At 33.7% G+C, this 26,335-nt stretch carries 20 protein-coding genes and 1 riboswitch; of the genes, 18 read left to right on the top strand and 2 right to left on the bottom strand.

From position 1 onward, the window contains the following. From EPI11_RS17810 to EPI11_RS17765, 10 genes are all read left to right on the top strand, one after another. Positions 1-567: an anthranilate synthase component II gene (locus tag EPI11_RS17810; protein WP_128391349.1), complete on the top strand. Its 567-nt coding sequence runs from the start codon at positions 1-3 to the stop codon at positions 565-567. A gap of 33 nt (positions 568-600) precedes the next feature. Continuing rightward, positions 601-1,593: an anthranilate phosphoribosyltransferase gene (gene trpD, locus EPI11_RS17805; RefSeq protein ID WP_128391348.1), complete on the top strand. Its 993-nt coding sequence runs from the start codon at positions 601-603 to the stop codon at positions 1,591-1,593. Beyond that, entirely contained in the window at positions 1,590-2,378 is a 789-nt protein-coding gene (gene trpC / locus EPI11_RS17800; RefSeq protein WP_128391347.1) for an indole-3-glycerol phosphate synthase TrpC, read from the top strand. Before trpD ends, trpC begins: the two co-directional genes overlap by 4 nt. Beyond that, on the top strand, positions 2,375-3,001 hold the full coding sequence (locus EPI11_RS17795) for a phosphoribosylanthranilate isomerase (RefSeq protein WP_128391346.1): 627 nt from the start codon (positions 2,375-2,377) through the stop codon (positions 2,999-3,001). The genes trpC and EPI11_RS17795 overlap by 4 nt, the downstream gene beginning before the upstream one ends. Then, positions 2,998-4,182 (top strand): tryptophan synthase subunit beta, encoded by a 1,185-nt coding sequence (gene trpB / locus EPI11_RS17790; protein WP_128391345.1) that lies wholly within the window; start codon positions 2,998-3,000, stop codon positions 4,180-4,182. The genes EPI11_RS17795 and trpB overlap by 4 nt, the downstream gene beginning before the upstream one ends. Next, positions 4,179-4,952, top strand: a complete 774-nt coding sequence (trpA, locus tag EPI11_RS17785; RefSeq protein WP_128391344.1) for a tryptophan synthase subunit alpha — start codon at positions 4,179-4,181, stop codon at positions 4,950-4,952. The genes trpB and trpA overlap by 4 nt, the downstream gene beginning before the upstream one ends. After that, positions 4,949-5,953 carry a bifunctional 3-deoxy-7-phosphoheptulonate synthase/chorismate mutase gene (locus EPI11_RS17780; protein WP_128391343.1) on the top strand — a complete coding sequence of 335 codons (1,005 nt, stop codon included), beginning with the start codon at positions 4,949-4,951 and terminating at the stop codon, positions 5,951-5,953. The genes trpA and EPI11_RS17780 overlap by 4 nt, the downstream gene beginning before the upstream one ends. Before the next feature lie 242 nt (positions 5,954-6,195). Continuing rightward, entirely contained in the window at positions 6,196-8,559 is a 2,364-nt protein-coding gene (locus tag EPI11_RS17775) for a TonB-dependent receptor (RefSeq protein ID WP_241657651.1), read from the top strand. Between the two features lie 70 nt (positions 8,560-8,629). Next, complete coding sequence (locus tag EPI11_RS17770) at positions 8,630-9,832, top strand: DUF4374 domain-containing protein (RefSeq protein ID WP_164879209.1); 1,203 nt, start codon at positions 8,630-8,632, stop codon at positions 9,830-9,832. A 110-nt stretch (positions 9,833-9,942) separates the two neighbouring features. Beyond that, positions 9,943-11,112 (top strand): PepSY-associated TM helix domain-containing protein, encoded by a 1,170-nt coding sequence (locus tag EPI11_RS17765; RefSeq protein WP_128391341.1) that lies wholly within the window; start codon positions 9,943-9,945, stop codon positions 11,110-11,112. A gap of 199 nt (positions 11,113-11,311) precedes the next feature. On the opposite strand, the gene EPI11_RS17760 is transcribed toward EPI11_RS17765, so the two are convergent. Both EPI11_RS17760 and EPI11_RS17750 read right to left on the bottom strand, forming a co-directional pair. Further along, on the bottom strand, positions 11,312-13,435 hold the full coding sequence (locus EPI11_RS17760) for an outer membrane beta-barrel family protein (protein WP_128391340.1): 2,124 nt from the start codon (positions 13,433-13,435) through the stop codon (positions 11,312-11,314). 784 nt (positions 13,436-14,219) lie between these two features. Beyond that, positions 14,220-15,215 carry a metal-dependent hydrolase gene (locus EPI11_RS17750; protein ID WP_128391339.1) on the bottom strand — a complete coding sequence of 332 codons (996 nt, stop codon included), beginning with the start codon at positions 15,213-15,215 and terminating at the stop codon, positions 14,220-14,222. A gap of 999 nt (positions 15,216-16,214) precedes the next feature. On the opposite strand from EPI11_RS17750, the gene EPI11_RS17745 reads away from it, so the two are divergent. The 8 genes from EPI11_RS17745 to EPI11_RS17710 all read left to right on the top strand — a co-directional run bounded on the left by EPI11_RS17745 (position 16,215) and on the right by EPI11_RS17710 (position 26,335). After that, positions 16,215-17,300: an efflux RND transporter periplasmic adaptor subunit gene (locus EPI11_RS17745; protein ID WP_128391338.1), complete on the top strand. Its 1,086-nt coding sequence runs from the start codon at positions 16,215-16,217 to the stop codon at positions 17,298-17,300. 24 nt (positions 17,301-17,324) lie between these two features. Next, positions 17,325-20,519: an efflux RND transporter permease subunit gene (locus tag EPI11_RS17740; protein ID WP_128391337.1), complete on the top strand. Its 3,195-nt coding sequence runs from the start codon at positions 17,325-17,327 to the stop codon at positions 20,517-20,519. Then, positions 20,512-21,951 (top strand): TolC family protein, encoded by a 1,440-nt coding sequence (locus EPI11_RS17735; protein WP_206619140.1) that lies wholly within the window; start codon positions 20,512-20,514, stop codon positions 21,949-21,951. Before EPI11_RS17740 ends, EPI11_RS17735 begins: the two co-directional genes overlap by 8 nt. Positions 21,952-22,124: 173 nt before the next feature. Continuing rightward, a riboswitch (TPP riboswitch) is annotated at positions 22,125-22,228 on the top strand. Positions 22,229-22,286: 58 nt separating this feature from the next. Further along, the gene (thiS, locus tag EPI11_RS17730; protein WP_128391335.1) at positions 22,287-22,493 is read left to right on the top strand and encodes a sulfur carrier protein ThiS; all 207 of its coding nucleotides are present in this window, start codon (positions 22,287-22,289) and stop codon (positions 22,491-22,493) included. A 35-nt stretch (positions 22,494-22,528) separates the two neighbouring features. Next, positions 22,529-24,349 carry a phosphomethylpyrimidine synthase ThiC gene (gene thiC / locus EPI11_RS17725; RefSeq protein WP_128391334.1) on the top strand — a complete coding sequence of 607 codons (1,821 nt, stop codon included), beginning with the start codon at positions 22,529-22,531 and terminating at the stop codon, positions 24,347-24,349. A gap of 6 nt (positions 24,350-24,355) precedes the next feature. Further along, positions 24,356-24,958 (top strand): thiamine phosphate synthase, encoded by a 603-nt coding sequence (locus tag EPI11_RS17720; RefSeq protein WP_128391333.1) that lies wholly within the window; start codon positions 24,356-24,358, stop codon positions 24,956-24,958. After that, positions 24,951-25,577 carry a thiamine phosphate synthase gene (locus tag EPI11_RS17715; RefSeq protein WP_128391332.1) on the top strand — a complete coding sequence of 209 codons (627 nt, stop codon included), beginning with the start codon at positions 24,951-24,953 and terminating at the stop codon, positions 25,575-25,577. Before EPI11_RS17720 ends, EPI11_RS17715 begins: the two co-directional genes overlap by 8 nt. After that, on the top strand, positions 25,565-26,335 hold the full coding sequence (locus EPI11_RS17710; protein WP_128391331.1) for a thiazole synthase: 771 nt from the start codon (positions 25,565-25,567) through the stop codon (positions 26,333-26,335). Before EPI11_RS17715 ends, EPI11_RS17710 begins: the two co-directional genes overlap by 13 nt.

The raw sequence follows: 26,335 nt of genomic DNA, 5'->3' as shown, positions 1-26,335 counted from the left end.
ATGAAAATTTTAGTAGTAGATAATTACGATTCGTTTGTGTTTAACCTAGTCCATATTCTATACAATATTGGAGTAGAAGATATTGAAGTTTATAAAAACGACAAGATTGATCTAACAACAATACATCAGTTTGATAAGATATTATTATCACCCGGTCCGGGAATTCCCGCAGCTGCCGGACTAATGCCGGATATTATTAAGCAGTTTGCTTCTTCAAAAAGCATATTGGGTATTTGTCTTGGTCATCAGGCTATTGCTGAAAATTTTGGAGGTAAACTTATCAATATGCAAATACCGTTGCATGGTATTTCTTCTTCGCTTACGATCACAAAACAGGATTATTTATTTGATGGTCTTTCATCAGGAATTAAGATAGGGCATTATCATTCCTGGGTTGTAGAAAACGAATTACCAAATGCACTCGAAGTACTCGCTTTAGATGAACAGGGGAATGTTATGGCGCTGAGGCATAGAGAGTACGATTTAAGAGGACTGCAGTTTCATCCGGAATCTGTACTTACAGAAATGGGTATAAAAATGATTGAGAATTGGGTAAAAGGCAAATGATAGAAGAGATAAACGAATTTAAAAAATACAATCATGAAAGATATATTAGAACATTTATACCAGCATAAAACCCTGACTAAAGATCAAGCAAAAGAGATACTTACTGCTATTGCAACAGGGAAATATAATCATAACCAGATCGCCTCATTTGTTACCACTTTTATAATGCGTAACATCACTTTAGAAGAGTTAAATGGATTTAGAGAAGCTTTACTGTTGTTAAGCAATAACATTGACCTTTCGTTTTGTAACCCAATGGATGTGTGCGGTACTGGAGGTGATGGCAAGAATACTTTCAATATCTCTACACTTACTTCATTTGTAGTAGCAGGTGCCGGAGTTCCTGTAGCAAAGCATGGTAATTATGGCGTCTCATCGATATCAGGATCATCTAATGTTTTAGAGTGCCTGGGGATTTCATTTCAAACCAATGAAGACATTTTAAAAACCCAAATACAAGAAGCAAATATATGTTTTTTGCATGCTCCTTTATTTCACCCTGCATTGAAGCATGTGGCTCCGGTAAGAAGAGAACTTGGTGTAAAAACGTTCTTCAATATGCTTGGTCCGTTAGTAAATCCGGCACAACCAAAAGTTCAAATGGCAGGAGTTTTTAATCTTGAACTAGCAAGAATGTATCAATATCTTTTTCAACAGGAAGAGATTCAATACAGCATTGTACACTCTATAGATGGCTATGATGAAATTACGCTAACAGCAAATAGTAAAATTTTCAATAATAAAGGAGAAAGTATTTTAAAGGCAGAACACATGGGCTTTTCTCAATGTCCTGCTGATGCCCTTTACGGAGGGAATACAATTGATGAAGCAGCACAGATCTTTACAAATGTTATTGAAGGAAGAGGAACTGTATACCAAAATAATGTTGTACTGGCAAATGCAGCCACAGCTATTAAAACTTATTATCCAACTAAAGAATATGAAGAAACTATTGCTATTGCAAAAGACTCTTTGTTTGGACTAAAAGCAAAAAAGGCATTTACCACTTTAAAAACAATACAATGAAAATATTAGAAACAATAAAGCAGCAAAAGAAAAAAGAAGTAGAGGAACGTAAAAGCTTATATCCAATTAAACTACTCGAAAAAAGTATATACTTCGAGACGCAATGTGTCTCTTTAAAGAGTTACATCTCTAATGAAAAATATAGTGGAATAATTGCTGAGTTTAAACGTAAGTCGCCATCAAAAGGGAATATTAATCTTTATGCCGATGCAGAAAAAGTAACATTAGGATATATGCAGGCTGGAGCTTCAGCATTATCAGTTCTTACAGATGAGACATTTTTTGGAGCGAAGAAACAGGATTTGCTTATGGCAAGAAAACTCAATTATTGTCCGATTCTAAGAAAAGACTTTATAATTGATGAATATCAGATTGTTGAATCTAAAGCTATGGGAGCTGATACCATTTTGCTTATCGCAAAGATGTTGTCTCCGACTATTATTAATCAGTTTACAGATTTTGCACATCTCTTAGGAATGGAAGTGCTTTTGGAAACACATACCGAAACTGAAATTCTGGAGAATATCAACACAACTGCCGATCTGGTAGGAATAAACAATCGTAACCTCAATACATTTGAAGTTGACATTGAAAATAGTATCAGGCTGGCAGAAATGCTTCCCAAAACAATTGTGAAAATTGCAGAGAGTGGTATTGAATCGGCTGGTGTTATTAAAGAACTTAAAAACAATGGGTTTTCGGGCTTTTTAATAGGAGAGTACTTTATGAGAGACAGTGATCCGGCTACTAAGTGTGCTGAATTAATAAAAGAACTGAAAGAATGAAAATTAAGATTTGCGGTATGAAATACCCTGAAAACATAAAAGATATTGCCTTATTAAAACCTGATCATTTAGGATTTATTTTTTACTCAGCATCAAAACGATTTGTAGGTGAGGATTTTAAATTTTCAGATTTTGAAAAGACTATGGCTAATATAGATAGAGTAGCAGTTTTTGTAAATGAATCAAATACTGTAATGGAGAAAATGGTTGAACAATACAATATTAATATTATTCAGCTACATGGAGATGAATCTCCTCAACAATGTAAAGATTTAAAAGAGAAAAGATATATAGTTATAAAGGCATTTTCTATGGCAGAAGGTTTTGATTTCTCTATTCTGAAAGATTATGAGTTGGTAACGGATTATTTTCTCTTTGATACAAAAACTACTGGTTACGGTGGTAGTGGCCAAGCTTTTAATTGGCAGCTTTTAAATCAATATAACCTTTCGAGACCTTTCTTTTTAAGTGGGGGGTTGGGTGTACATAATATTGAACAGTTTTTAGAGTTCAGTCATCCGATGTTACACGGTTATGATTTTAACAGCAGATTGGAAATTAAACCCGGATTAAAAGATAAAGAATCAGCTAGCCTAATAATAGATAAAATTAAAAAAATATGAGCGCATTTAGCCCCGATAGTAATGGTTTTTATGGAGAGTTTGGCGGTGCCTTTATTCCCGAAATGTTATACCCTAATGTACAGGAATTACAACAGAATTATAAAGTAATTATAGACTCAAAGGATTTTCAGGAAGAGTTTCGTATGCTTTTGAGAGATTATGTAGGACGTCCTACACCGTTATTCTATTCGAAGAATCTTTCCGAGATGTTTGATACAAATATTTATCTGAAAAGAGAAGATCTTACACATACAGGAGCACACAAGATAAATAATACCATTGGACAGATACTACTGGCAAAACGACTGAATAAAAAAGAAATTATTGCCGAAACAGGTGCAGGCCAGCATGGTGTTGCAGTAGCGACTACTTGTGCGCTTATGAATATGGATTGTACCATCTACATGGGTGAAATTGATATTCAAAGACAAGGTCCTAATGTTGAAAAAATGAGAATGCTGGGTGCAAAAATAGTAGCTGTAAATAGTGGAAGTAAAACTTTAAAAGATGCTACCAATGAAGCTATTAGACAATGGATAAACAATCCGGTTGATATTCATTATATCATTGGATCTGTAGTAGGACCTCATCCATATCCTGATATGGTTTCTATCTTCCAGTCAGTTATAAGTGAGGAGATAAAATTTCAGCTAAAAGAAAAAACTGGAAGAGAAAATCCCGACTGTATTATTGCCTGCTTAGGCGGAGGGAGTAATGCCATGGGAGCCTTTTATCATTTTATAGGAGATAAAAAAACACGTCTTATTGCTGTCGAAGCAGGAGGGAAGGGAGTGTATTCCGGTAAAACGGCAGCAACAATAGCTTTAGGTAAAAAGGGGATTATCCATGGTAGCAAAACCTACCTGATACAAACGGAAGACGGGCAGATTGTAGAACCTCATTCTATTTCGGCTGGACTGGATTATCCGGGTATTGGTCCCGCTCATTCCTACCTGCATGATGCTGGCCTTTCTGAAGTGGTTAATGTTACTGATGACGAAGCATTATCGGCAGCTTTTACATTATCTCAGAAAGAAGGAATCATACCGGCATTGGAGTCGGCACATGCATTAGCTTATTTAAGTAAAGTGAAGTTCAAGAAGGACGATATTGTGGTAGTGAACCTATCAGGACGCGGCGATAAAGACATGCTAACATACAAGAAACATTTAGGATTATGAATAACAGGATAAAACAATTGTTTGAGCATAAAAAGAAAAATATAGTATCAATATATATAACAGCAGGTTTCCCTTCTTTAAGTGATACATTGAAAATTATAAAAGAACTGGATAGCGTGGGAGTGGATATGATTGAGATTGGATTCCCATTTTCTGATCCTATGGCCGATGGACCTGTAATACAACAAAGCAGTGAGACAGCAATAGAAAACGGTATGACGTTAAAGGTGCTTTTTGAGCAATTAAAGGAATTAAGAACCGTAACGCAATTACCAGTTTTATTGATGGGATATCTTAATCCGGTATTGCAATTTGGAGAAGTAGATTTTATAAACAAATGCCACGATACAGGTATTGATGGTATTATAATCCCGGATATGCCTTTAAGCTATTACCAGGATAATTTACAGGAATTTTGTAACGAGAAAGGTATTTCTAATACTTTACTAATTACACCACAAACGGCGGTTAGCAGGATACATGAAATAGACAATAACTCTGATGGTTTTATCTATATGGTTTCTTCAAACAGTATAACCGGAGGAACGAATGATAATAATTTAAATACCGATTATCTCGAGCGCACCCAGAAGTTACAATTAAAGAATCCGCAGCTTACAGGATTTGGGATTCATGATAGTGCAAGCTTCAACAATGCTTCCCGTTACAGCAGTGGTTGTATCATTGGCAGTGCCTTTATCAGCCATATAACTAAAAATGGTATAGAGGCAAATAGTATTAAACAATTCATTAATAACCTGCACTCATGATTATCCAATTAGATAAAAACAGTACAACACAACAACGAAATCATTTAGATAGTGTTTTGTTGCATAACAGAATAAAAGCCACAGAAGTTATTACAAAAGATAATAACTATTTAGTAGCTGTTCTTACTTCAGATATTGATATTCGTACTATTGGTAATTTACCGGGAGTACAGGATGTTCATAGAGTTACTGATGGTTATAAACTTGTTTCAAGAAAGTGGAAAGTTAATCCAACTGAAATTGAGTTGGGGGATAATGTAACTATAAGTGAAAAAGATTTTACTATTATTGCGGGTCCATGTTCTATTGAAAGTGAAGAGCAGATACATAAAATTGTACAGCACTTGGTAAAAAACAACATAAAAATAATGAGAGGCGGAGTTTATAAACCCCGCAGTTCACCTTATGCTTTTAGAGGTTTAGGTCTTGAAGGCTTAAAATTGTTTCATTCTATTTGTAAATCTAACGGAATCAAAATTATTACAGAAGTAATGCAGGTTTCGCAAATAGATGAAATGGCAGAATATGTGGATATCTTTCAGGTTGGTGCCCGTAATGCACAAAATTTTAATTTACTTGATGCATTAGGCAGAATAGATAAACCGGTAATGCTAAAGAGAGGTATTTCCGGAACAATAGATGAGCTATTACAATCGGCTGAATATGTTTTTTCTGCAGGGAATGAAAAGATAATCCTTTGTGAAAGAGGAATTCGTACTTTCGAAAATTCTTATCGAAATACTTTTGATATCAATGCAATTCCAATTCTAAAAGAAAAGAGCCATTTACCGGTAATTGCAGATCCATCCCATGGCATTGGTTTAAGAAACCATGTACCTAAAATAGCATTAGCTGCAATGGCAGCCGGAGCAGATGGTATTATTACTGAAATTCATTATGAACCCGAGAAAGCTTTTTCAGATGGTCAACAGACATTGAATTTTGAAGAATTTGAAAAGTTATTAAAGCAGATAAAAAGTATCAAGAAAGTTTTGTATTGATAAGTTTCCGTAAAAATAGTTGTCAAATAATAATTTGGCAACTATTTTTGCTTAAAGCATATTATACATTTCGTATAATACTATGTATTCAATCTTCTACGAATACATTTTTTTATAATTTGTTGAATTTTATTGATTTATAGCTCTGTTTCTTATTTTTATTTAGAATAATTAAAAATAGTTTGCTGAAACTATTTTTAAGACATAGTTTTGCATCACATTTAATTAAAAAACAATCTTTCATGTATAAGCGTGAGGTGATGCGTATAAAGCGTTCAATAATTTTACTAATGGCCTTAATGGCCTGCTTCAATGGTTTCTCACAGAAAAGCAAATTAAGCATTTCCGGAGTTGTTATATCAAAAGGAGGAACACCTCTTAAAGGTGTTTTAGTACAAATTGAAGGAACTGATATTGTAGACTTAACTAATCAAAAGGGAGAATTCAAAATTAGTACTGAATCAGGCAGCTATATTTTATCTTTTTCCTATGTTGGTTTCAAGACAAAACAAACTTCCATAAGTTTAAAACAAAAAAATGAAGTTGTATCGAATACTATTTTAGAAGAAGACATGATGTTTTTAAATGAAATAGTAGTTAAGGGTAAGTCGAAAATCGAACGCGTGCGTCAGCAGGCATATAATATTACTGCTGTAGATCTAAAAAAAACACACAACAGTTCCAGTGATTTAAACCAGATTTTAAATAAAACTACAGGAGTTCGTATTCGTGAATCCGGAGGAATGGGGTCGGCATTTAATTTTTCTTTAAACGGTTTCTCAGGAGATCAGGTGAAGTTTTTCTTAGACGGAATTCCAATGGATCACTACGGTTCTTCTCTTACGTTAAATAACATTCCTGTAAACATGGCCGAAAGGATTGATGTTTATAAAGGAGTTGTGCCTATTGAGCTTGGAGCAGACGCATTGGGTGGTGCGGTAAATATTATAACGAATAAGAGTGTGAATAGATATATAGATGCTTCTTATAGTTTTGGTTCATTTAATACACATAGAGCAGCTGTAAATACACGTTTTACAAATAAAGACGGACTTATATTAAACCTGAATGCTTTCTCAAATTACTCTGAAAATAACTACAAGGTTGATGTAAGTATTGCAGATAAGAACACCTCAAAGTTTTTGCCCGAAAAAAAGTATACCCATTTTCATGATGGTTATAAATCAGGTACAGTAATGGCAGAGACCGGTTTTAAAAATAAAAAATATGCAGATTATTTACTTGTAGGCTTTATCATGTCTGCCAACGAGAAAGAAATTCAGCAGGGAAGAACAATGCAAAGGGTGGTAGGACAGGCTTTTATAGATAGTAAAACTTTTATATCTTCTTTAAAGTATAAGAAAGATGATCTTTTTACAAAAGGTCTTTCGGTAAGCTTAAATACTTCTTATAGTTTGGTTAATAACCGTGCTGTAGATACATCATCAAGAGTTTATGACTGGACAGGGAAATACATATACAGACAATTTGCAGGTAATGATGATAAGGGAGAATTAGGAGATAAAAAAATATATGTATATGATGAAGAAAATTTATTAGCATCAACAAATATTAAATATCAGATTAATGAGCAGCATTCATTAGCATTTAATTATTTATTCTCTGGGTATAAACGAAAAGAAACTGATGAATATAAAGAAGTTGTAGCACTTGGAAAACCTGTTATAGACAAGAATATTTTAGGAATGGTATATAATTTAAATGGTTTTGATAATCGATTGTCGGTCTCTGCTTTTGGTAAAATGTTTAATTTATATACAGAAATGGTAAGTGATGAAGATAAAAAATCTTCATCATCAAATAATTATGGGTATGGGGCTACAGGAACTTATCATTTATCTGAGAATTTACAGATAAAAACCTCTTATGAGCACACTTATCGACTGCCTTCTTCTCTAGAAATGTTGGGCGATGGGTTAACAATAAACAGCAATATAAATCTTCGTCCTGAAAGCAGTGATAATATTAATTTAGGATTAGCTTTCAATACTCAAAAGAACAAGCATCAATTTAATGCTGAAAGCAGCTTAATATATAGAGAGGCTAAAGATTTTATACAGGAAAAACAAGTTGGGAATGTCACGATTTTTGAAAATCTTCAAAATGTGCGGGTAACAGGAATTGATGGAGCACTACATTATGGATACTCTGATTTATTGACCTTTGAAATAAATGCAACTTATCAAAAAAGCATAAATAAAAACAGGATAGTAAAAGGCACAAGTATTCTGGATGAATTGTATGGAGCACAGTTGCCGAATGTACCTATTTTTTATGGAAATGCTGATTTAGGATTTACATTTAAAAATATCAAATATAAACATGATAGGCTTGCTGTAAACTTAAGTGCTAATTATATAGATGCATTTTATTTAACATGGCCGGTATTAGGAGAGCTGGAAACCAAAAAAGCCATCCCTGAACAATTCACTGAAAATGCAATGGTTTCGTATTCTTTCCTGAATGGGAAATACAATTTAGCTTTTGAATGTCGAAATATTACCGATGTTAAAGTATACGATTATTTTAAAGTTCAAAAACCTGGACGCTCTTTTGCTGTTAAATTCAGGTTTTTTCTTCAATAATAAGATCAAAAAATAATAACCCTTAATCTTTATAATAATGTTTATAAACAATTTTAAAAAATGCTTTGCTTTGGCACTGATTTCCACATCATTATTTTCGTGCAGTAGTGATGATTCTTCAAGTGATAAGCCTGTTGTAACTAATGGATCTAAATATGTAGCATCATATTGGCTGGCAGATTATACACAATATATATTAGACTTTAATTCTATAGATCAGTTAATGACGGGAGAAATAAGCGCAAAAGGTGTTGGAGTAGAGCAGGGAGGAAGCTGTTTTCCTATTGAAAACACTTTTTTTGCATTAAGTACAGAAGATGATGGAGCAGTATCTTTTTCGCTTAATAATGCCGGAAAGTTAGTAGCGGGAAATAAGCTTTCTTTTGAATCATCATACGCCGTTGGTTATACTGATGATAAAAAATTAATTAATATCGCAGCTACATGGGATGGAAGTTCGGCAGATTATGAAATTATGGTTTATAATCCAGCTGATGTTTCAATAACTAATCGTAAAGTAAATAATTTTAGCGTTACTCCGGGAAACCCGGAATTATTATACTGGCCAACAGGAGCAGCAGTATCGGGAGATAAGCTTTTTGTACCGGTATATATAAAAGACAATAAGAATGATATCAAATCATCTGAGGCAATTATAAAAGTTTATAAATACCCTACTCTGGAATATATATCGACTATTAAAGATACCAGAACAGCTGCAATTGGTATGTATTATACTAATACCGGGATTTTACAAACAGATTCAGGTGATATTTATACGTTCTCATCAAATGCTCATTCAGGAGGATATAAGCCTACAGAGGTTTCTTCAGGAATATTACGCATCAAAAAAGGAGACGACAAGTTCGATCCAAATTATTTCTTTAATATTCAGGAAAGCAGCCTTAATGGAAAAGTCCTTGCTGCATACCCTTTAGGAGGTGAAAAGGTTTTTATATCTTATGTTGCTAATAGTACAGATTCTGCAGATACATTTTTTAATTTCCTTGGGCCAAAAACAATATTTAAATCAGCTATTATTGACTTAGCAACAAAAGCAATAACCCCAGTTACAGGGTTACCTGACCACGGTGGAGATGAGTTTTTTGGTGTGGGGAGCTTATTTGTTGAAAATGGAAAAGCATACAAAAGCTTTGTTACTGGAACTGAAGCCCGTGTATATCAAATTGATATTGCAACAGGTACTGCAAAAGCAGGAGCATTATTAAAAGAAGGTCTTTACCTGCCTTCCATTGGTAAGCTTACTTACTAGATTATAAAATAGTTTGGGCTTAAGAATTTTCTATTCTATAGAAATCTTAAGCCTTATTTTTTATATTACTTATTGTTCCAAAAATACTATTAGCCTATAAATTTATTATAATGACTTCTATCTCTTCCCGCACAGATAAACCCAAAAAAAAAGGAAAATCACGCTTTAGTAAAATTAATGCCTGGCTGCACTTGTGGCTTGGACTGGCTTCGGGAATAGTTGTCTTTATAATGGGAATAACCGGGTGTATATTGGTTTTTGAGCAGGAAATTAAAGAAATGACATCAACCTGGCTGAATGTTGAACCTCAGGCTTCTGAAAAACAACTGCCACCATCTAAAATTTATGCTGCTGTAAAAGAGGCTTTGCCTAATAAAGACATTCATGGTTTGTGGTACAACGGTTTAGACAAAACGATAAAAGTTGATATCGAATCAGATTCGTTAGTATATGTAAATCCGTATAATGGAAAGATTACCGGGATTGTTGATCACGAAGATTTTTTCCACATTATTGATGAAGGACATCGCTATTTGTGGCTTGACGACGAAATTGGTTCACAAATAACGGCCTGGGGAACATTTATATTTTTCTTTCTATTAATAAGCGGACTTATTCTCTGGTTTCCAAAAAAATGGAATAAAACAACCATTAACAGCAGTTTTAAAATAAAATGGGATGCAAAAATTAAACGATTAAACTATGATTTACATAATGTAATGGGCTTTTATATAATCCTTTTAGCAATGCTTATTTCGTTTACCGGATTAATGATGAGTTTTCATTGGCTTAGAGAAAGTACTTATTGGATAACTGGTGGATGGGCCGATGAAAAATATAAAAAGGAAGAGGTTATTACGGTTAAGAATGATTCAGTTTCACGTAAAGAAGTGGATATGTTAGCCTCGGCAGATCTTATCTGGAAAAAAGTACGCACTGAAGTAGCAAAGGAAAATAAAGAAGCCGTTATTATTCATTTTCCGGATGAGCCTAAAGATAATTTTTATGCTTGTACAGATATGAATAAAGGGGTTTGGAGGGACTTATATTTCGATTCACAAACATTACAATTATTCCCAAATTCAGAAAAGTATATCAACGATGAGCGATTGTCGGATTGGCTGATGCGATCTAATTATAGTCTTCATATTGGAGCAATCGGAGGATTAACAACGAAAATTCTATATTTCATAGCAAGTTTAATATGTGCAAGTTTACCTCTTACAGGCTTTTATATTTGGTGGGGTAGAAAGAAAAAACAAAAACCCCGTATTAAGTAAGCATTATTATATAAGCCTTATTCCCTGAAAGTCTTTTAAAGAATTGATATTTCTTAAAAGGCTTTTTTATTATAATCTAAATTCAAGATTAAAAGCCTTATGCATAAATATTATGGCATAGCAGAGCATTTTATAAAAGTAGTTATAACAAAGAAAACCCATGAAATTTCATGGGTTTTCTTTGTTATCTAAATAAGATTTAAATTCTGTAGGTAATAGATAAAGTTGCAATACGGCTATCGAGATTATATCTCTTGTTAATCCCGGTTTGTTCTGTGACAGCGTTTATATTGTATTTGTGTGTATTGAAAATATCTGTAACACCAAACTTAACGCTGCATTTGTCGGCTAAAATTTGTTTTGATATTCCAATGCTAAAATCAAAAAATGGATCTCTTTTGTAAATACCTACATTAGATTTTGATTGGTATTGTGCATTTGCTTCTGCTTTCCATTTATCACTAATGGTAAATGAATTTTGAGCATTTAAGTTAAATGTTACTATTGGATTGATCGTATTTATACCTTCTTTATTTCCCTCGAATCTATTTTCGAAAATATTAAAAAGTGTATTTACAGACCACCATTTGTAAATATCGGTTGTATTGGTAATATTTATACCATAATTATATGATTTGCTTAAATTAATCTGAGATATTACCGTTGTATTATCTGCAGGATTGTATGTATAGATTTCTGTGAAAACATCTTTTGTTGTATTAAAGTAGAAAGAAGCCATAAATGTATTTTTCCAGGAATAGCCAATCTCTGCTGTATAGGTAATTTCAGGAATCAGATTTGGATTTCCTTGTGAATAATTAAATGAATCATCATAAAATCGAAATGGGTTTAGATCAAACTGACTCGGCCTGTTTATTCTTTTGCTGTATGATGTATGTAACGAATTATCAATATTTAATTCATATTTCAATGAAAGACTTGGAAACCAATTTAAATAATCTTTTTTGTGCCCTTGATTCAATGTTTTTTGAATTATATCAATCGCAGTATATTCTGTTCTTAAACCGCCCTGAATATTAAAATTATCTATTTGATATTTGTAGTTGGCATATGCTGCATAAATTTGTTCTTTATACTTAAAATGATTCGTAGAATTTAGATCAACGATCCATTCATTATTTTGATTATATTCATAAACAGAAGGATTATCATTATCTTTTATGCTCGCTTTTAATCCCCATTCCAGAGTCTGTTTTTCTGTTAACGGATTTGTAAAATCAATTTTTCCCGTAAATACTTTTAATTGTGAAGGAATAAAACCTCTTCGGTCATTCGTCACAATTGTAGTGGAAAGATCCATATTTTGAGAACTTTGGGACTGGTTTGATCTGAACTTAGAAACTTCATATTCTAAATCAAAAGTCATATTTTTTCCGTTGTTATCAAATTTATGCATTCCTGAAACGGCATAGGTGTAATCATACCAATTCTCTTTACTATTATTGTAGGTTAAAGCATCAAATTGTAATTGATTAAATTCATTGAGCAATGTATTTTTACCATTTGCAATGTTTTGATACCGCCCAATTTTTGCATCAATCGAAATTTCCAGATTTGTTTTAGACGAAATTTCATATTGTGTTCCTACCTTAAAATTATTTGAAGTAAGCGGTTCACTTGTTTTTGAATATTGATAGTTTTTTGTGGATATTTCTTGTCTGGTATTGTCTTTATATTGGATTTGATTAAATTTTTTATGTTCTTCTTCTCCTCGGAATGTATAACTATAGTCTCCAAAAACATTAAATTTATCTTTATTGTAGTTCAGGTTTAATCCGGAATTAGTTCTGTTTTTCCGACCTCTTCCATAATTAGAATAAACAGTTCCCGTCAATCCAACAATACTTGGTTTTTTTAGTACAATATTAATAATACCTGACTTACCTGTTGCATCATATTTTGATGAAGGATTTGTAATTACTTCAATTTGCTTAATATTAGAGGAAGGCATAGATTTTAAATAATTTGCCAGTTCTCTTTGAGAAAGTTGTGTAAGTTTACCGTTAATCATAACGCCAACTCCCTGTTGACCTCTAATTGATAATTCTCCATCCTGAGATACAACAACACCTGGAGCACGAGACAAAACATCAATTGCATTTGTACCTTCCGAAACAATACTATTTTGTACGTTAAAGATCATGCGATCGGATTTTTGAGTATAAAGCTTTTTCTTTTTTGTAAGTACAATTTCTTCCAATACATTCATTTCTGTTTCAATAATAGTATCATTTATTTTTTTTGATTGTGAGTAACTACATATTGAAAATGTAAGGATAAAAGTGGCCAGGATATTTTTCATTTTGGTTGTATAATTTATTTTGATGCGTACGATGGAGCATGTCAAGAATTAAGACAGTGTTTTTGGGATTATTGAGAATTTGATTTACTATTTTAATTACTCGAATTATTCAAAGAATTTTTATTGTATAAAAATTCAGGATGCTATTTGTAATTAGAATAAGGATGTTTTTTGAAAAACTTACTAAAGACATGATTGATGATTTTTTGATGTGCCAAAAATACAGTTTATTTGTAATAAGTCTAAATAAATATAGATTATTTTTAATGGTAATAATTAGCTAATTGATACTCCATTTTATGGAGATGATAGTTTTAGACTATTTATCTTCCTTTTAATTTTTAGTAATGCAGTTTTACAATGGTCTGATGAATACAAAATACTATTTCCTCAATTAATCCACAAGGATAATTTGCTTTGAAAAAGCCTGTTCAAAAGGAAAATATACTTAATAGGATTCTTTTTTGAATTAGTTAAGGAAGAACCTTTCAAATCCTATTTTAAGGGTTGGAAGAGAGATTCGCCTGTGCTTAGTATTGATGAGTATATACAAATGCTTTTTGATGGAGGATTAGAAGATATTCAGATAATACAAAAAGTCTATCCAGTCATTGCTAATGATCATGATACACTGTATAACTTTATTTTGGGTTCTTCTCTAATTCCTTATATCGAACTTTTTTGCAGCTGCTTATAAAGAAAGAATTGTAAAGTCATTTCCTAAACTTCCAGCTATATATGTATTTCAAAGAATTTTACTTTATGGAAGAAAAGCCTAAATTTTTTAATTTCCTTTAATTCGATTTATGATCCCCTTCATTAAGGTTTTTCCATCACGTTTTTGTTTTGGAACATCTTCGGCTTTCAGTGTTCCGTTTTTATCTTTAAAAACATAACTGAAGGCAAATTGTGGATGTTCAGGGTCAGAATTGAGTAAACCAAACCTCAAATCATTAAAATAGTAGTTATCATCTCTTTTAGTTACTATAAACCATCCTTCACTTACTTCTTTTAAAGTTTCAAAATCTGGATTTTCAGCAAGTTGTTTTGAAAGAGTACTGTTTTTTTCATATCGTTTGAATGTGATTTGCTTGGTATCAAATAGTGAATAATCTCCTAAGAAATAAGCATCTTTCGATGCGATATTAGCATTCCATAAAATACAATTGAAAGCCGTTGGTTTTACAATGATGTCATTATAAGTTATATGTTGCTGGTGAAGTGCATTCTCAAATTGTTGTAATGCATAAAGTTTTAAACTACATGTTAGTAATAAATAAAATGAACTTATACATATACCTCGCCATACATATTTTTTTCGCACTGAAAATATAGGCTCCCGCCATGCTAAGATCAGGCAGATCAATATGGGAAGGGTATATAACGGATCAATTACAAAAACTGTTTTTAGTGCAATTCGGCTGGGTAGCGGCCAAAATATCTGTGTTCCCCAAGAAGTAAACATATCTAATAATACATGTGTTAGTAAACACCAAAACACTAAAACACTTGCACTTTTAAAGCTAATTTTATTTTTTTCTATTATTGAGATTAGCCAACCCAGTAGGGGAGAAAGTAGTGCGAAAAACAATAAAGAATGGCTTAATCCACGGTGTATTGCAACACCATCTACAGGATTCAAAAATTGACCTACTACAACATCTAAGTCTGGAATAGTTCCTAGTATTGCTCCATATAAAAACGTTTTACGTTGTAGTTTTTCCCCCGCACACAATTCGGCTGTTGCAATTCCTAAAACAATCTGGGTAAAAGAATCCATGAGTTTATATTGAGTTGCAAATTTAAATAGTAAGTTGGTTTTATTCTGCTAGATGTAGTATAACTTTTAGTTTTTAACAACAATGGTTACAGGGCTTAGGTATTATCATATTTTTTTAAAGTTGTCTCTAATTTTTGTTTGATACTTATCTTCTTTGGGACATTCCTAAGATCTTACATTGGTGTATTGAGAACCAATAATTTATAATGTTAAAAAGTGGCATATTAATTGATAACCATTTTTGTATATTATCTAATTTCAATTTTTTGTGAGCTATAATAGCTTATTATATTTAGGGTAATACTAGTTCTAAAAGCTTTTACTGCTTTTTACTTTAAGTTTTTATTTTAAAATTTAACATTTATTAATAGTAACTATTTTGTTTGTACAATTAATTATGTAATTTTGTATTCGAATTATGAAGTTTCAAATTAGATTTTTTATAGCGTTATGTGTTTTCCTTTTTAGTGGATATGGTCAGTTATATGCTAATCATACCCATGAGGAATCTATGAGCTACTCTAAAGTATCTAGTCTTGATAAATCACAAGATACAGGTCTCGATATCAGAATGGATATTATATCCAATTATGCTTCATGTTATATTGAAAAAGGAAATAACAAGTCGTATACTATAAATAATGAAAATGAAGAAAACGAGACTTCTTCAAGAAAATGGTTAGAGCTAAACAACTACTTTGTTACAGTTCTATCTGCAAATACACCTGAATATTTTTACACAAAAATAAAAAAGTGCTTACCCATATGTAAGCACTTTTCTTTTTTATATTCCTGTAAGAGGTTTATAATGTTTCGGGTAATTCGAATTTGATTTAAAAATTCATTCAGGCATTTTCTACTGCCTACTTCCTTTGTTTAGTTATTCATTACTGTTCATCATCCTTAGTTTTTTAAATTAATAAGGATGCTGGGGTGTATTTCTATGCGCTTATCTTAAAGAAATCCAATAAATCATACTGCTTAAAAAGCAAAACCATTATGAAGAGAATCCTCATGCTCGCAGGCCTGTGTGCCTTGATGTGTCTAACAAGCTGCACATCTAAAGTTGAAAAAGAAAAAGAAGAACAGGTAAAGTTTTTAGTTACAAACCCTGTAAAAGTAGACACATCTATAACTAAAGAATATGTGTCACAAATCAATTCAATTCAACACATCGAACTAAGAGTTCAGGAAAGAGGCTACCTGGACAAAATTTTTGTTGACGAAGGTCAGTTTGTAAAAAAAGGCCAGTTGTTATTTCAAATTATGCCTAAGTTATATGAAGCTGAAATGCAAAAAGCTGCTGCCGAGGCTAATTTTGCTGAAATTGAATATAAAAACACAAAAAGACTTGCTGATAAAAATGTAGTAGCTCCAAATGAGCTTGCTATGGCTAAAGCTAAATTTGATAAAGCTAAAGCTGAATTGGCTTTAACACAAGTTCATCTGGGATTTACACAGATTAGAGCTCCTTTTGATGGTATAATTGACCGTTTCCATGTAAGATTAGGGAGTTTAGTTGATGAAGGAGATTTACTTACTAATTTATCTGATAATAGTAAGATGTGGGTCTATTATAATGTACCTGAATCGGAATATCTTGATTATAAAGCTAAATTGAATAATGACACGAAACCAAAGGTGAGCTTATTAATGGCTAACAATAAAATGTTTGATTACCCGGGTATCGTTGAAACCATTGAAGGTGAATTTAATAATGAAACTGGTAATATAGCTTTTAGGGCAACTTTTCCTAATCCTAAAGGATTATTAAGACATGGTGAAACCGGTAATATACAAATGGAAATGCCTCTAAAAAATGCTATTTTGATTCCTCAAAAAGCAACTTTTGAAGTTCTTGATAAGAAATATGTTTATGTAGTAGACAAAAACAATGTGATAAAATCAAGAGAGATTACAATAGCAGCAGAACTCCCTCATATTTTCGTAATAAAAGACGGTTTATCTCTGGATGATAAGATTCTTCTTGAAGGTATACGTCTTGTAAAAGAAAACCAAAAGATTGAATACAAATTAGAGAAACCTGAATATGTTATGTCGCATTTGGAGCTTTATGCAGAATAATCGAATAATTTAAAAATAAAAAACATGTTTAGTAAATTCATACATAGACCTGTATTTGCGATAGTAATTTCGATTATGATTGTTTTTATGGGATCCCTGGCAATTAAACAATTGCCTACATCGCAATTTCCGGATATTGCACCAACAACAGTAAATATTTTTATTGCTTATCCTGGAGCTAGTGCAGATGTATTAGTTAAATCGACTCTTATAACATTAGAGAATGCTATTAATGGTGTTCAGGATATGAGATATATGGCAACCGATGCTACAAGTGCGGGTGAAGCCACTTTGAGGATAATTTTTGAACCGGGTACCGATCCCAATCAGGCGGTTATCAGGGTAAAAACAAGGGTAGACCAGGTTATGCCTCTTTTACCGGAACTTGTACAGCGTGAAGGTGTTGTTATTACACCCATACAGCCAAGTATGTTGATGTATGTTAACCTTTATGCAAAAGGTAAGAACATGGATGAAAAATTCCTGTACAATTATGCCAACGTTAAAATGCTTCCTGAAATCAACAGGATTAAAGGGGTAGCAAGATCACAAATATTAGGAAGTAGAACATATGCTATGCGTATTTGGTTAAATCCTGATCGTATGAGGGCTTATAATGTTTCTACTGAGGAAGTTATGAAAGCTTTGGGTGAGCAAAGTATTGTAGGTCGTCCAGGACGTCTAGGACAGAGTTCAGGAATTGAAGCTCAGTCGTTAGAATATGTTTTAACCTATAAAGGTAGATTTAGTGAGCCGGCTGAATATGAAAACGTTATTATACGTGCTAATTCAAATGGAGAGAGCATACGCTTAAAAGATATTGGTAAAGCAGAATTAGGAAGTGAATTCTTTGATATTTATTCCAATTTAGACGGGCATCCTTCGGCTTCTATCGTATTAAAACAAAATTACGGAAGTAATGCGAATGAGGTAATCAAGCAGGTTAAAGCGAAGTTAGAGGAAATGAAAGAGACATTCCCCCCGGGACTGGATTATAAAATCAGTTATGACGTTTCTAAATTCCTTGATGCTTCTATAGAACAGGTGATTGAAACTTTAAGAGATGCATTTATACTTGTTGCTTTAGTTGTATTTATTTTCCTTGGTGACTGGCGTTCTACATTGATACCAATATTAGCTGTTCCCGTATCATTAATCGGTGCATTCTTTGTTATTCAGTTCTTTGGGATCTCAATTAACCTTGTTACATTATTTGCTCTTGTATTGGCAATTGGTATCGTGGTCGATGATGCAATAGTCGTCGTCGAGGCGGTGCACGCCAAATTTGAAGAGTTTCCTCATATAACACCATATCAGGCGGTTAAAAAAGTATTGGGAGAAATTAGTGGTGCTATTATCGCTATTACAGCAGTTATGGTATCTGTATTTGTACCTATTTCTTTTATGTCTGGTCCTGTTGGAACATTCTATCGTCAGTTCTCTATTACAATGGCGAGTTCAATCGTAATTTCTGCATTGATAGCACTTACACTTACACCAGTATTGTGTGCAATGCTGCTAAAAAATAATCATGGAAAAGAAACTAAAAAGAATTTACTAACTAAAGGATTGGATGCTTTTAATCGTGCATTCGATAAAATGACAGGTAAGTATGTAACATTACTAAAATCTATAGTTAGTAGAAGATGGGTAACATTTGGAGTATTAATTGCATTTTGTGCAGGTACATTCTATATGAATCAAATTCTTCCATCTGGATTTATTCCAAGTGAAGATCAGGGTACTATCTATGCCATTATTCAAACACCACCAGGATCAACACTGGAAACAACGAATCAGGTTTCACAAAGACTTCAAAAAATTTGTGAACATGTAGCTGGTGTAGAATCTGTATCTTCTTTGGCAGGTTATGAAATCATGACAGAAGGTAGGGGATCTAATGCGGGTACTTGTCTTATTAACCTGAAAGAATGGTCAGACAGAGATCATACTGTGACCGAAATCATGGAGGAATTGGAAGAAAAATCTAAAGGACTTGGGGCAAAAATTGAATTTTTTGAGCCGCCTGCCATCCCTGGATTTGGTTCTTCCGGAGGTTTCTCTATGCGTCTATTGGATAAAAATACTACTGTAGACTACAAAGACTTTGATAAGATCAATAAAAAATTCATGGACGATTTAGGTAAGCGTAAGGAATTATCTGGTCTGTTTACTTTCTTCGCGGCTAACTATCCTCAATATGAATTGGAAATAGATAATCAATTAGCAATGCAAAAAGGAGTATCTATTGGAAAAGCAATGGAAAACCTTGATATCTTGATTGGTAGTACTTACGAACAAGGGTTTATTAAGTTTGAACGTTTCTTTAAAGTTTATGTTCAGTCCGATCCTAAATTTAGAAGACTTCCATCTGACATTTTGAATCTTTATATCAAAAATGATCATGGAGAAATGGTTCCGTATTCAGCATTTATGAAACTGATAAAAACGCAGGGGCCTAATGAAATTACCCGTTATAATATGTACAACTCAGCAGCAATACAAGGACTACCGGCAAAAGGTTATACTACAGCCGAAGCTATTCAGGCAGTTAGAGAAGTCGCTAAAATATCATTACCAAAAGGATATGATATTGCATGGGAAGGTCTTTCTTATGATGAGGCAAGTAAAGGAAATGAATCGATTTATATTTTCTTAATTGTATTATCGTTTGTTTATTTTGTTTTAGCTGCACAGTATGAAAGCTTTATTATTCCTTTATCAGTAGTTTTCTCGCTGCCTGTCGGAATTTTTGGTTCATTCCTGCTGCTTAAATTAATGGGCCTTCAAAATGATATTTATGCTCAGATCGGACTTATTATGCTCGTCGGGCTGCTCGGTAAGAATGCCGTACTTATTGTCGAATTTGCCGTCCAGAAGCACCATGAAGGATCTACAGTACTCGAGGCCGCGATTGAAGGTGCTAAAGTGCGTTTCCGTCCGATATTAATGACATCATTTGCCTTTATAGCAGGATTAATTCCTTTGATGATCGCAAGTGGAGCAGGAGCTATTGGTAACAGAACACTTGGTTCTGCAGCACTTGGTGGTATGCTTTTCGGAACAATTTTCGGAGTTATTATAGTACCCGGATTGTACTATATTTTTGGCTCACTTGCGGCTGGAAGAAAATTAATAAAAGATGAAGAGGATAGTTCTTTATCAGAAGTATTTGTTCATCAAATAGACAATTTCACAAAAAATGAAGAAAATGAGTAATAAGTTTAATAAATGCATATATATAGGGATAGCCTGTTTGGTATTAACTTTTACAGGCTGTAAAACTCCCGATTTACTTGTAAAAACAGAAAACAAGAATGTCCCGGGAGCATTTAACAGCACTGCTGCAAAGGACACTGTTAGTACAGGTAAAATGAAGTGGAAAGAGTATTTTACGGATAAATATCTTACCACACTTATTGATACTGCATTGGTAAACAATCAGGAGTTAAATATTACTTTACAGGAAATCCAGATTAGCAGAAATGAAGTAAGGGCAAGAAAAGGGGAATATTTACCATTTATTGGACTTAAAGGTTCTGCCGGTTTTGATAAAGTTGGAAGGTATACCAATATTGGTGCTCTTGAGGCTAATACCGAAATAAAACCAGGTAAAGAAATGCCTGAGCCATTGCAGGATTATGCAATAGGTGCTTATGCTACCTGGGAGATAGATATATGGAATAAACTCCATAATGCCAAAAAGGCTGCAGTGAGCAGATATCTGTCTTCAGTTGAAGGTAAAAACTTTGTTGTAACTAATCTGATCTCTGAAATTGCCAATTCTTATTATGAATTATTGGCATTAGATAATCAGTTGGCTATTGTAAAGCAGAATATTGGTATTCAAACCAATGCTTTTGAAATAGTTAAACTACAAAAAGAATCTGCCAGAGTTACAGAGCTTGCGGTAAGAAGGTTTGAAGCACAGCTTCTTAATACTCAAGGACTTCAGTATACTATTCAGCAAAAGATTACTGAGACTGAAAACAAGATCAATTTTCTGGTTGGGAGATTTCCCCAACCGGTTAAAAGAAGTTCTGAACCTTTAAGCAGTTTAATGCCTAACATTATTCATGCCGGTATCCCATCTCAGTTATTAGAAAACCGTCCGGATGTTAAGCAGGCTGAATTAGAATTAATGGCATCAAAACTAGATGTAAAAGTAGCAAGAGCCAGATTTTATCCTTCTTTGGGTATATCGGCAGGAGTAGGCTATCAGGCATTTAATCCAAGTTTTTTAATCAAGCCTCAATCGTTGCTTTACTCTTTAGCAGGAGAACTAACGGCTCCATTAATTAACAGGAATGCTATTAAAGCCGCTTATTATAGTGCTAATTCCAAACAAATCCAAGCAGTTTATAATTATGAGCGTACTATTTTAAATGCTTATATAGAGGTTGCAAATCAATTAGCTAAGATTAGTAATATGGAAAAAACTTTCGACCTGAAATCAAGACAGGTTGACGCATTAAACCAGTCTGTAGATATTTCAAATGATCTTTTCACTTCTGCAAGGGCAGATTATATGGAAGTATTGCTAACTCAGCGTGATGCATTAGAATCTAAATTTGATCTTATTGAAACCAAAATGCAGCAAATGAATGCAACGGTTAATATTTATCGTGCATTAGGCGGCGGATGGAATTAATGAAATTATAAAATAAATAGTTCAATAAAAGCCTTTAGAATCATTGATTCTGAAGGCTTTTTCATTTTAAATCATCTTAGTTTACTTGTTGCTTATAATTATAAGAAAACTTTGTAGTACTATTTAAATTTTTTAAGGAAAGTCATTTTGCAACTAAAAAAGCATACATTTGTCTCACACTTTAGGGGTGTCTACAATATGCAATATGTAGGCTGAGATTTTACCCTCTGAACCTGACGCAGTTCATACTGCCGTAGGGAAAAGTAAAATGACTTCATTGTACCATTGCGTACTTTTGTTGCCATTCCTAAAGTATATATAAATATATTATTGGAATGGAACTACTTTTAAACAATCAGAGAAAACATTTTTTTGAAGAAGAAATTACTATACAGCAGTTGCTTGATATAGAAATTCCTGAAAAGCAAAAAGGCATTGCAGTGGCTATTAATAACTGTGTAATCCCAAAATCTGATTGGGGTTCTTATCTTCTCAATCGAACTCATCAAATTCTTATTATTTCTGCCACTCAAGGCGGCTAAACTACTATTGCTTAATACTAACTACACATTATACAATGGAAAATAAAGAACATCAAATATCACGTGCGCCATTTCCCAACTCTAAAAAGATATATGTTGAAGGGGAACTGTATCCAATCAAAGTGGCAATGCGTGAAATATCACTTAGTGATACTAAGCTTACAAACGGGAATATTGAGAAAAATTCTCCTGTAACGGTATATGACACTTCCGGTTCATATACAGATGTTACTATAGATATTGATATTAGGAAAGGGCTTCCACGCCTTCGCGAACAATGGATAAAGGATCGTGATGATGTAGAAGAGCTAAAAGAAATATCTTCTGATTATGGCAAGAAACGTTTAAATGACGATAAGCTGGATCATTTACGGTTTGAGTATCTGCATAAACCAATGCGGGCAAAAGCCGGAGCAAATGTTACACAGCTATATTACGCAAAAAATGGAATCATAACACCCGAAATGGAATACATTGCCATAAGGGAAAACCAACGCCTGGAAGAGTTTCAACAAAATAGTAGATCGATAAGCAGCCAGCATCCCGGTAATAGTTTTGGTGCAAATACACCTAAACACAAAATAACTCCTGAATTTGTACGTAGTGAAGTTGCTTCGGGACGTGCTATAATACCTAATAATATTAATCATCCTGAAAGCGAACCTATGATTGTAGGGCGTAATTTTTTGGTTAAAATCAATGCTAATATTGGTAATAGTGCTGTAACATCCAGTATTGAAGAAGAGGTAGAAAAAGCAGTATGGGCATGCCGTTGGGGTGCAGATACTATTATGGATCTTTCTACCGGAAAAAATATTCACGAAACCAGAGAATGGATTATTCGTAATTCACCAGTGCCTATAGGTACCGTCCCTATCTATCAGGCATTAGAAAAAGTTAAAGGTATTGCCGAAGATCTTACATGGGAAATATTCAGGGATACACTTATCGAACAGGCAGAACAGGGTGTATCTTATTTTACGATTCATGCAGGGGTACTGTTACGATTTATCCATCTTACAGCAAATCGTGTTACTGGTATAGTATCAAGAGGAGGATCAATCATGGCAAAATGGTGTCTGTTTCATCATAAAGAAAATTTTTTATATACTCATTTTGAAGAGATATGCGAAATCATGAAAGCTTATGATGTTGCATTTTCTTTAGGGGATGGCTTGCGCCCGGGATCAATAGCCGATGCAAATGATGCAGCCCAGTTTGCAGAATTGGAAACGCTGGGCGAACTCACAAAAATTGCATGGAAACATGATGTCCAGGTATTTATAGAAGGACCTGGACATGTACCAATGCATATGATAAAAGAGAATATGGATAAGCAGCTTGCACATTGTGGCGAAGCTCCTTTTTATACATTAGGTCCTTTAACAACGGATATCGCTCCGGGATATGATCATATAACATCAGCTATTGGTGCTGCTATGATTGGATGGTATGGTACAGCGATGTTGTGTTATGTTACACCAAAAGAGCATTTAGGATTACCCAACAAAAAAGACGTAAAAGATGGAGTTATTACCTATAAGATCGCTGCACATGCTGCTGATTTAGCTAAGGGGCATCCCGGTGCACAGTACCGCGATAATGCATTGAGTAAAGCTCGTTTCGAATTTAGATGGGAAGATCAGTTTAACTTGGCATTAGACCCTGACACTGCACGTGAGTTTCATGATGAAACCTTACCGGCAGATGGAGCGAAGGTTGCGCATTTTTGTTCTATGTGCGGTCCAAAATTCTGTTCTATGAAAATATCGCAGGAAATAAGGGATGTAGCTGAAAAAGGAATGAAAGATAAATCGGAGGAATTTGTAGAAAGTGGAAAAGAAATTTATTTGTAAGAAGTAATGATCATTATAACAAATCCGGGTGCAATAGCTAATGAAGTTTCTATAATCCATAAGCTTTTTGATGAAGGTATGGAGCTACTGCATATAAGAAAACCTGAGCTATCAAGGTTAGAATTTATTCAGTTTGTAAATAGTATTGATAAAGAGTATTATTCTAAGTTGGTGCTACATCAGTATTATGAAATTACAGATGATTACGATATAACTATGCTTCATATAACCGAAAAAAACAGATCCGCTTTTTATGATGATACTAATAAGTTAACAGAGAAAGCAGGCATGGTATTTTCAACCTCAATACATAGTATAGAAGATTTTAATAGACTTTCAGGAATCTTTGAATATGCCTTTTTGAGTCCGGTTTACGAGAGCATATCTAAACAAGGTTATAAAGCCGGTCATGATATTCTTGCTTCTGTTGAACGGCGTACAAATTTCACTACCAGGCTTATTGCTTTAGGAGGTATAACCCATGAAAACTGCATTGATACTGTAAAATCAGGTTTTGATGATGTAGCTGTACTGGGGTGTATTTGGAATGCCAAATATCCGCTAGAAGAATTTAAAAAATGCTTTCGGGCTATTACAAATTATGTATAATAAAATACAATATATTTCTCAGGGCAGCTCTATTGATGAACAGCTTTTAAATATAGAACAAGTTTTGGATGCTGGCTGTGAATGGTTACAACTGAGATATAAAAACGGTTCTAAAGGTGAAGTACTGCAGCTGGCATTGTCCGTCAGGAAAATTATAGACAATTATAATTGCAGACTCATAATAAATGACCACCCTGAAATAGTAAAAGAAGTAGATGCAGATGGTGTGCATTTAGGTTTAAATGATATGCCAGTTGCAGTAGCCCGTGTTATTATTGGGAATGATAAAATTATTGGAGGAACTGCAAATACCCTTAAAGATGTATTGCAAAGACATACAGAACAATGTGATTATGTAGGCCTTGGACCTTTTCAGTTTACAACTACAAAAGAAAAATTGAGTCCTATTGTAGGGCTGGAAGGGTATAAAGTAATCATTTCACAATTAAATGAACTGCAAGTAACAATTCCGGTATTTGCTATTGGTGGAATTGAACAGGAGGATATCGGTACTATTTTACAAACCGGTATTTATGGAGTAGCATTGTCTGGACTTATAACCCGTCATTCACAAAAAAAACAACTATTTAACGAATTATATACATTATGCAGCCATTAATCATTGGAGATAAAACATTTCAATCCCGTTTATTTTTAGGTACTGGAAAATTTGGTTCAGGAAGACAAATGGAAGAAGCTGTACTTGCTTCCAAAAGTGAACTTGTAACTGTAGCGCTTAAACGTATTGATATGGAAACAGATACCGATTCACTCCTGTCTTATTTACAGCATAGTCATATAAATTTACTACCCAATACATCGGGAGCACGAAACGCAAAAGAGGCGGTTTTTGCGGCCCAGCTGGCTCGTGAAGCACTAGAAACCAATTGGCTTAAACTGGAGATACATCCGGATCCTAAATACCTTATGCCAGATGCTATTGAAACACTTAAAGCAACGGAAGAACTTGCTAAGCAAGGCTTTATTATATTACCTTATATACATGCTGATCCTGTTCTTTGTAAACGCCTTGAAGATGCAGGTACTTCGGCAGTAATGCCTTTAGGTTCTCCTATTGGTACTAACAAAGGTCTTAAGACAGTTGATTTTTTGGAAATAATTATTGAACAGAGTAGGGTTCCTGTAATTGTAGATGCCGGCATTGGAGCGCCTTCTCATGCAGCAATGGCAATGGAGATGGGAGCAGATGCAGTTCTTGTAAATACAGCTATTGCAGTAGCAGGTAATCCAAAATTAATGGCTGAAGCTTTTAAAGAAGCCGTTATTGCCGGGCGAAAGGCTTTTGAAGCTAAGCTTGCAGGAACTTTAACAAGTGCTGCTGCATCAAGCCCACTTACCTCATTTTTATATGATTAA

Origin of the sequence: Flavobacterium cerinum, from assembly GCF_004028155.1 — a bacterium.
In the GTDB taxonomy this organism is placed as follows: Bacteria; Bacteroidota; Bacteroidia; order Flavobacteriales; family Flavobacteriaceae; genus Flavobacterium; species Flavobacterium cerinum.
Note: the sequence above shows the minus strand (reverse complement) of the source record. Positions and strands in the feature narration are given on the sequence as shown.

What these genes read in the sequence shown, in the direction of transcription:
- EPI11_RS17810 (WP_128391349.1), top strand. Translation starts at nt 1, where the DNA reads ATGAAAATTTTAGTAGTAGATAATTACGATTCGTTTGTGTTTAACCTA.
- trpD (WP_128391348.1), top strand. Translation starts at nt 601, where the DNA reads ATGAAAGATATATTAGAACATTTATACCAGCATAAAACCCTGACTAAA.
- trpC (WP_128391347.1), top strand. Translation starts at nt 1,590, where the DNA reads ATGAAAATATTAGAAACAATAAAGCAGCAAAAGAAAAAAGAAGTAGAG.
- EPI11_RS17795 (WP_128391346.1), top strand. Translation starts at nt 2,375, where the DNA reads ATGAAAATTAAGATTTGCGGTATGAAATACCCTGAAAACATAAAAGAT.
- trpB (WP_128391345.1), top strand. Translation starts at nt 2,998, where the DNA reads ATGAGCGCATTTAGCCCCGATAGTAATGGTTTTTATGGAGAGTTTGGC.
- trpA (WP_128391344.1), top strand. Translation starts at nt 4,179, where the DNA reads ATGAATAACAGGATAAAACAATTGTTTGAGCATAAAAAGAAAAATATA.
- EPI11_RS17780 (WP_128391343.1), top strand. Translation starts at nt 4,949, where the DNA reads ATGATTATCCAATTAGATAAAAACAGTACAACACAACAACGAAATCAT.
- EPI11_RS17775 (WP_241657651.1), top strand. Translation starts at nt 6,196, where the DNA reads ATGTATAAGCGTGAGGTGATGCGTATAAAGCGTTCAATAATTTTACTA.
- EPI11_RS17765 (WP_128391341.1), top strand. Translation starts at nt 9,943, where the DNA reads ATGACTTCTATCTCTTCCCGCACAGATAAACCCAAAAAAAAAGGAAAA.
- EPI11_RS17760 (WP_128391340.1), bottom strand. Translation starts at nt 13,435, where the DNA reads ATGAAAAATATCCTGGCCACTTTTATCCTTACATTTTCAATATGTAGT.
- EPI11_RS17750 (WP_128391339.1), bottom strand. Translation starts at nt 15,215, where the DNA reads ATGGATTCTTTTACCCAGATTGTTTTAGGAATTGCAACAGCCGAATTG.
- EPI11_RS17745 (WP_128391338.1), top strand. Translation starts at nt 16,215, where the DNA reads ATGAAGAGAATCCTCATGCTCGCAGGCCTGTGTGCCTTGATGTGTCTA.
- EPI11_RS17740 (WP_128391337.1), top strand. Translation starts at nt 17,325, where the DNA reads ATGTTTAGTAAATTCATACATAGACCTGTATTTGCGATAGTAATTTCG.
- EPI11_RS17735 (WP_206619140.1), top strand. Translation starts at nt 20,512, where the DNA reads ATGAGTAATAAGTTTAATAAATGCATATATATAGGGATAGCCTGTTTG.
- thiS (WP_128391335.1), top strand. Translation starts at nt 22,287, where the DNA reads ATGGAACTACTTTTAAACAATCAGAGAAAACATTTTTTTGAAGAAGAA.
- thiC (WP_128391334.1), top strand. Translation starts at nt 22,529, where the DNA reads ATGGAAAATAAAGAACATCAAATATCACGTGCGCCATTTCCCAACTCT.
- EPI11_RS17720 (WP_128391333.1), top strand. Translation starts at nt 24,356, where the DNA reads ATGATCATTATAACAAATCCGGGTGCAATAGCTAATGAAGTTTCTATA.
- EPI11_RS17715 (WP_128391332.1), top strand. Translation starts at nt 24,951, where the DNA reads ATGTATAATAAAATACAATATATTTCTCAGGGCAGCTCTATTGATGAA.
- EPI11_RS17710 (WP_128391331.1), top strand. Translation starts at nt 25,565, where the DNA reads ATGCAGCCATTAATCATTGGAGATAAAACATTTCAATCCCGTTTATTT.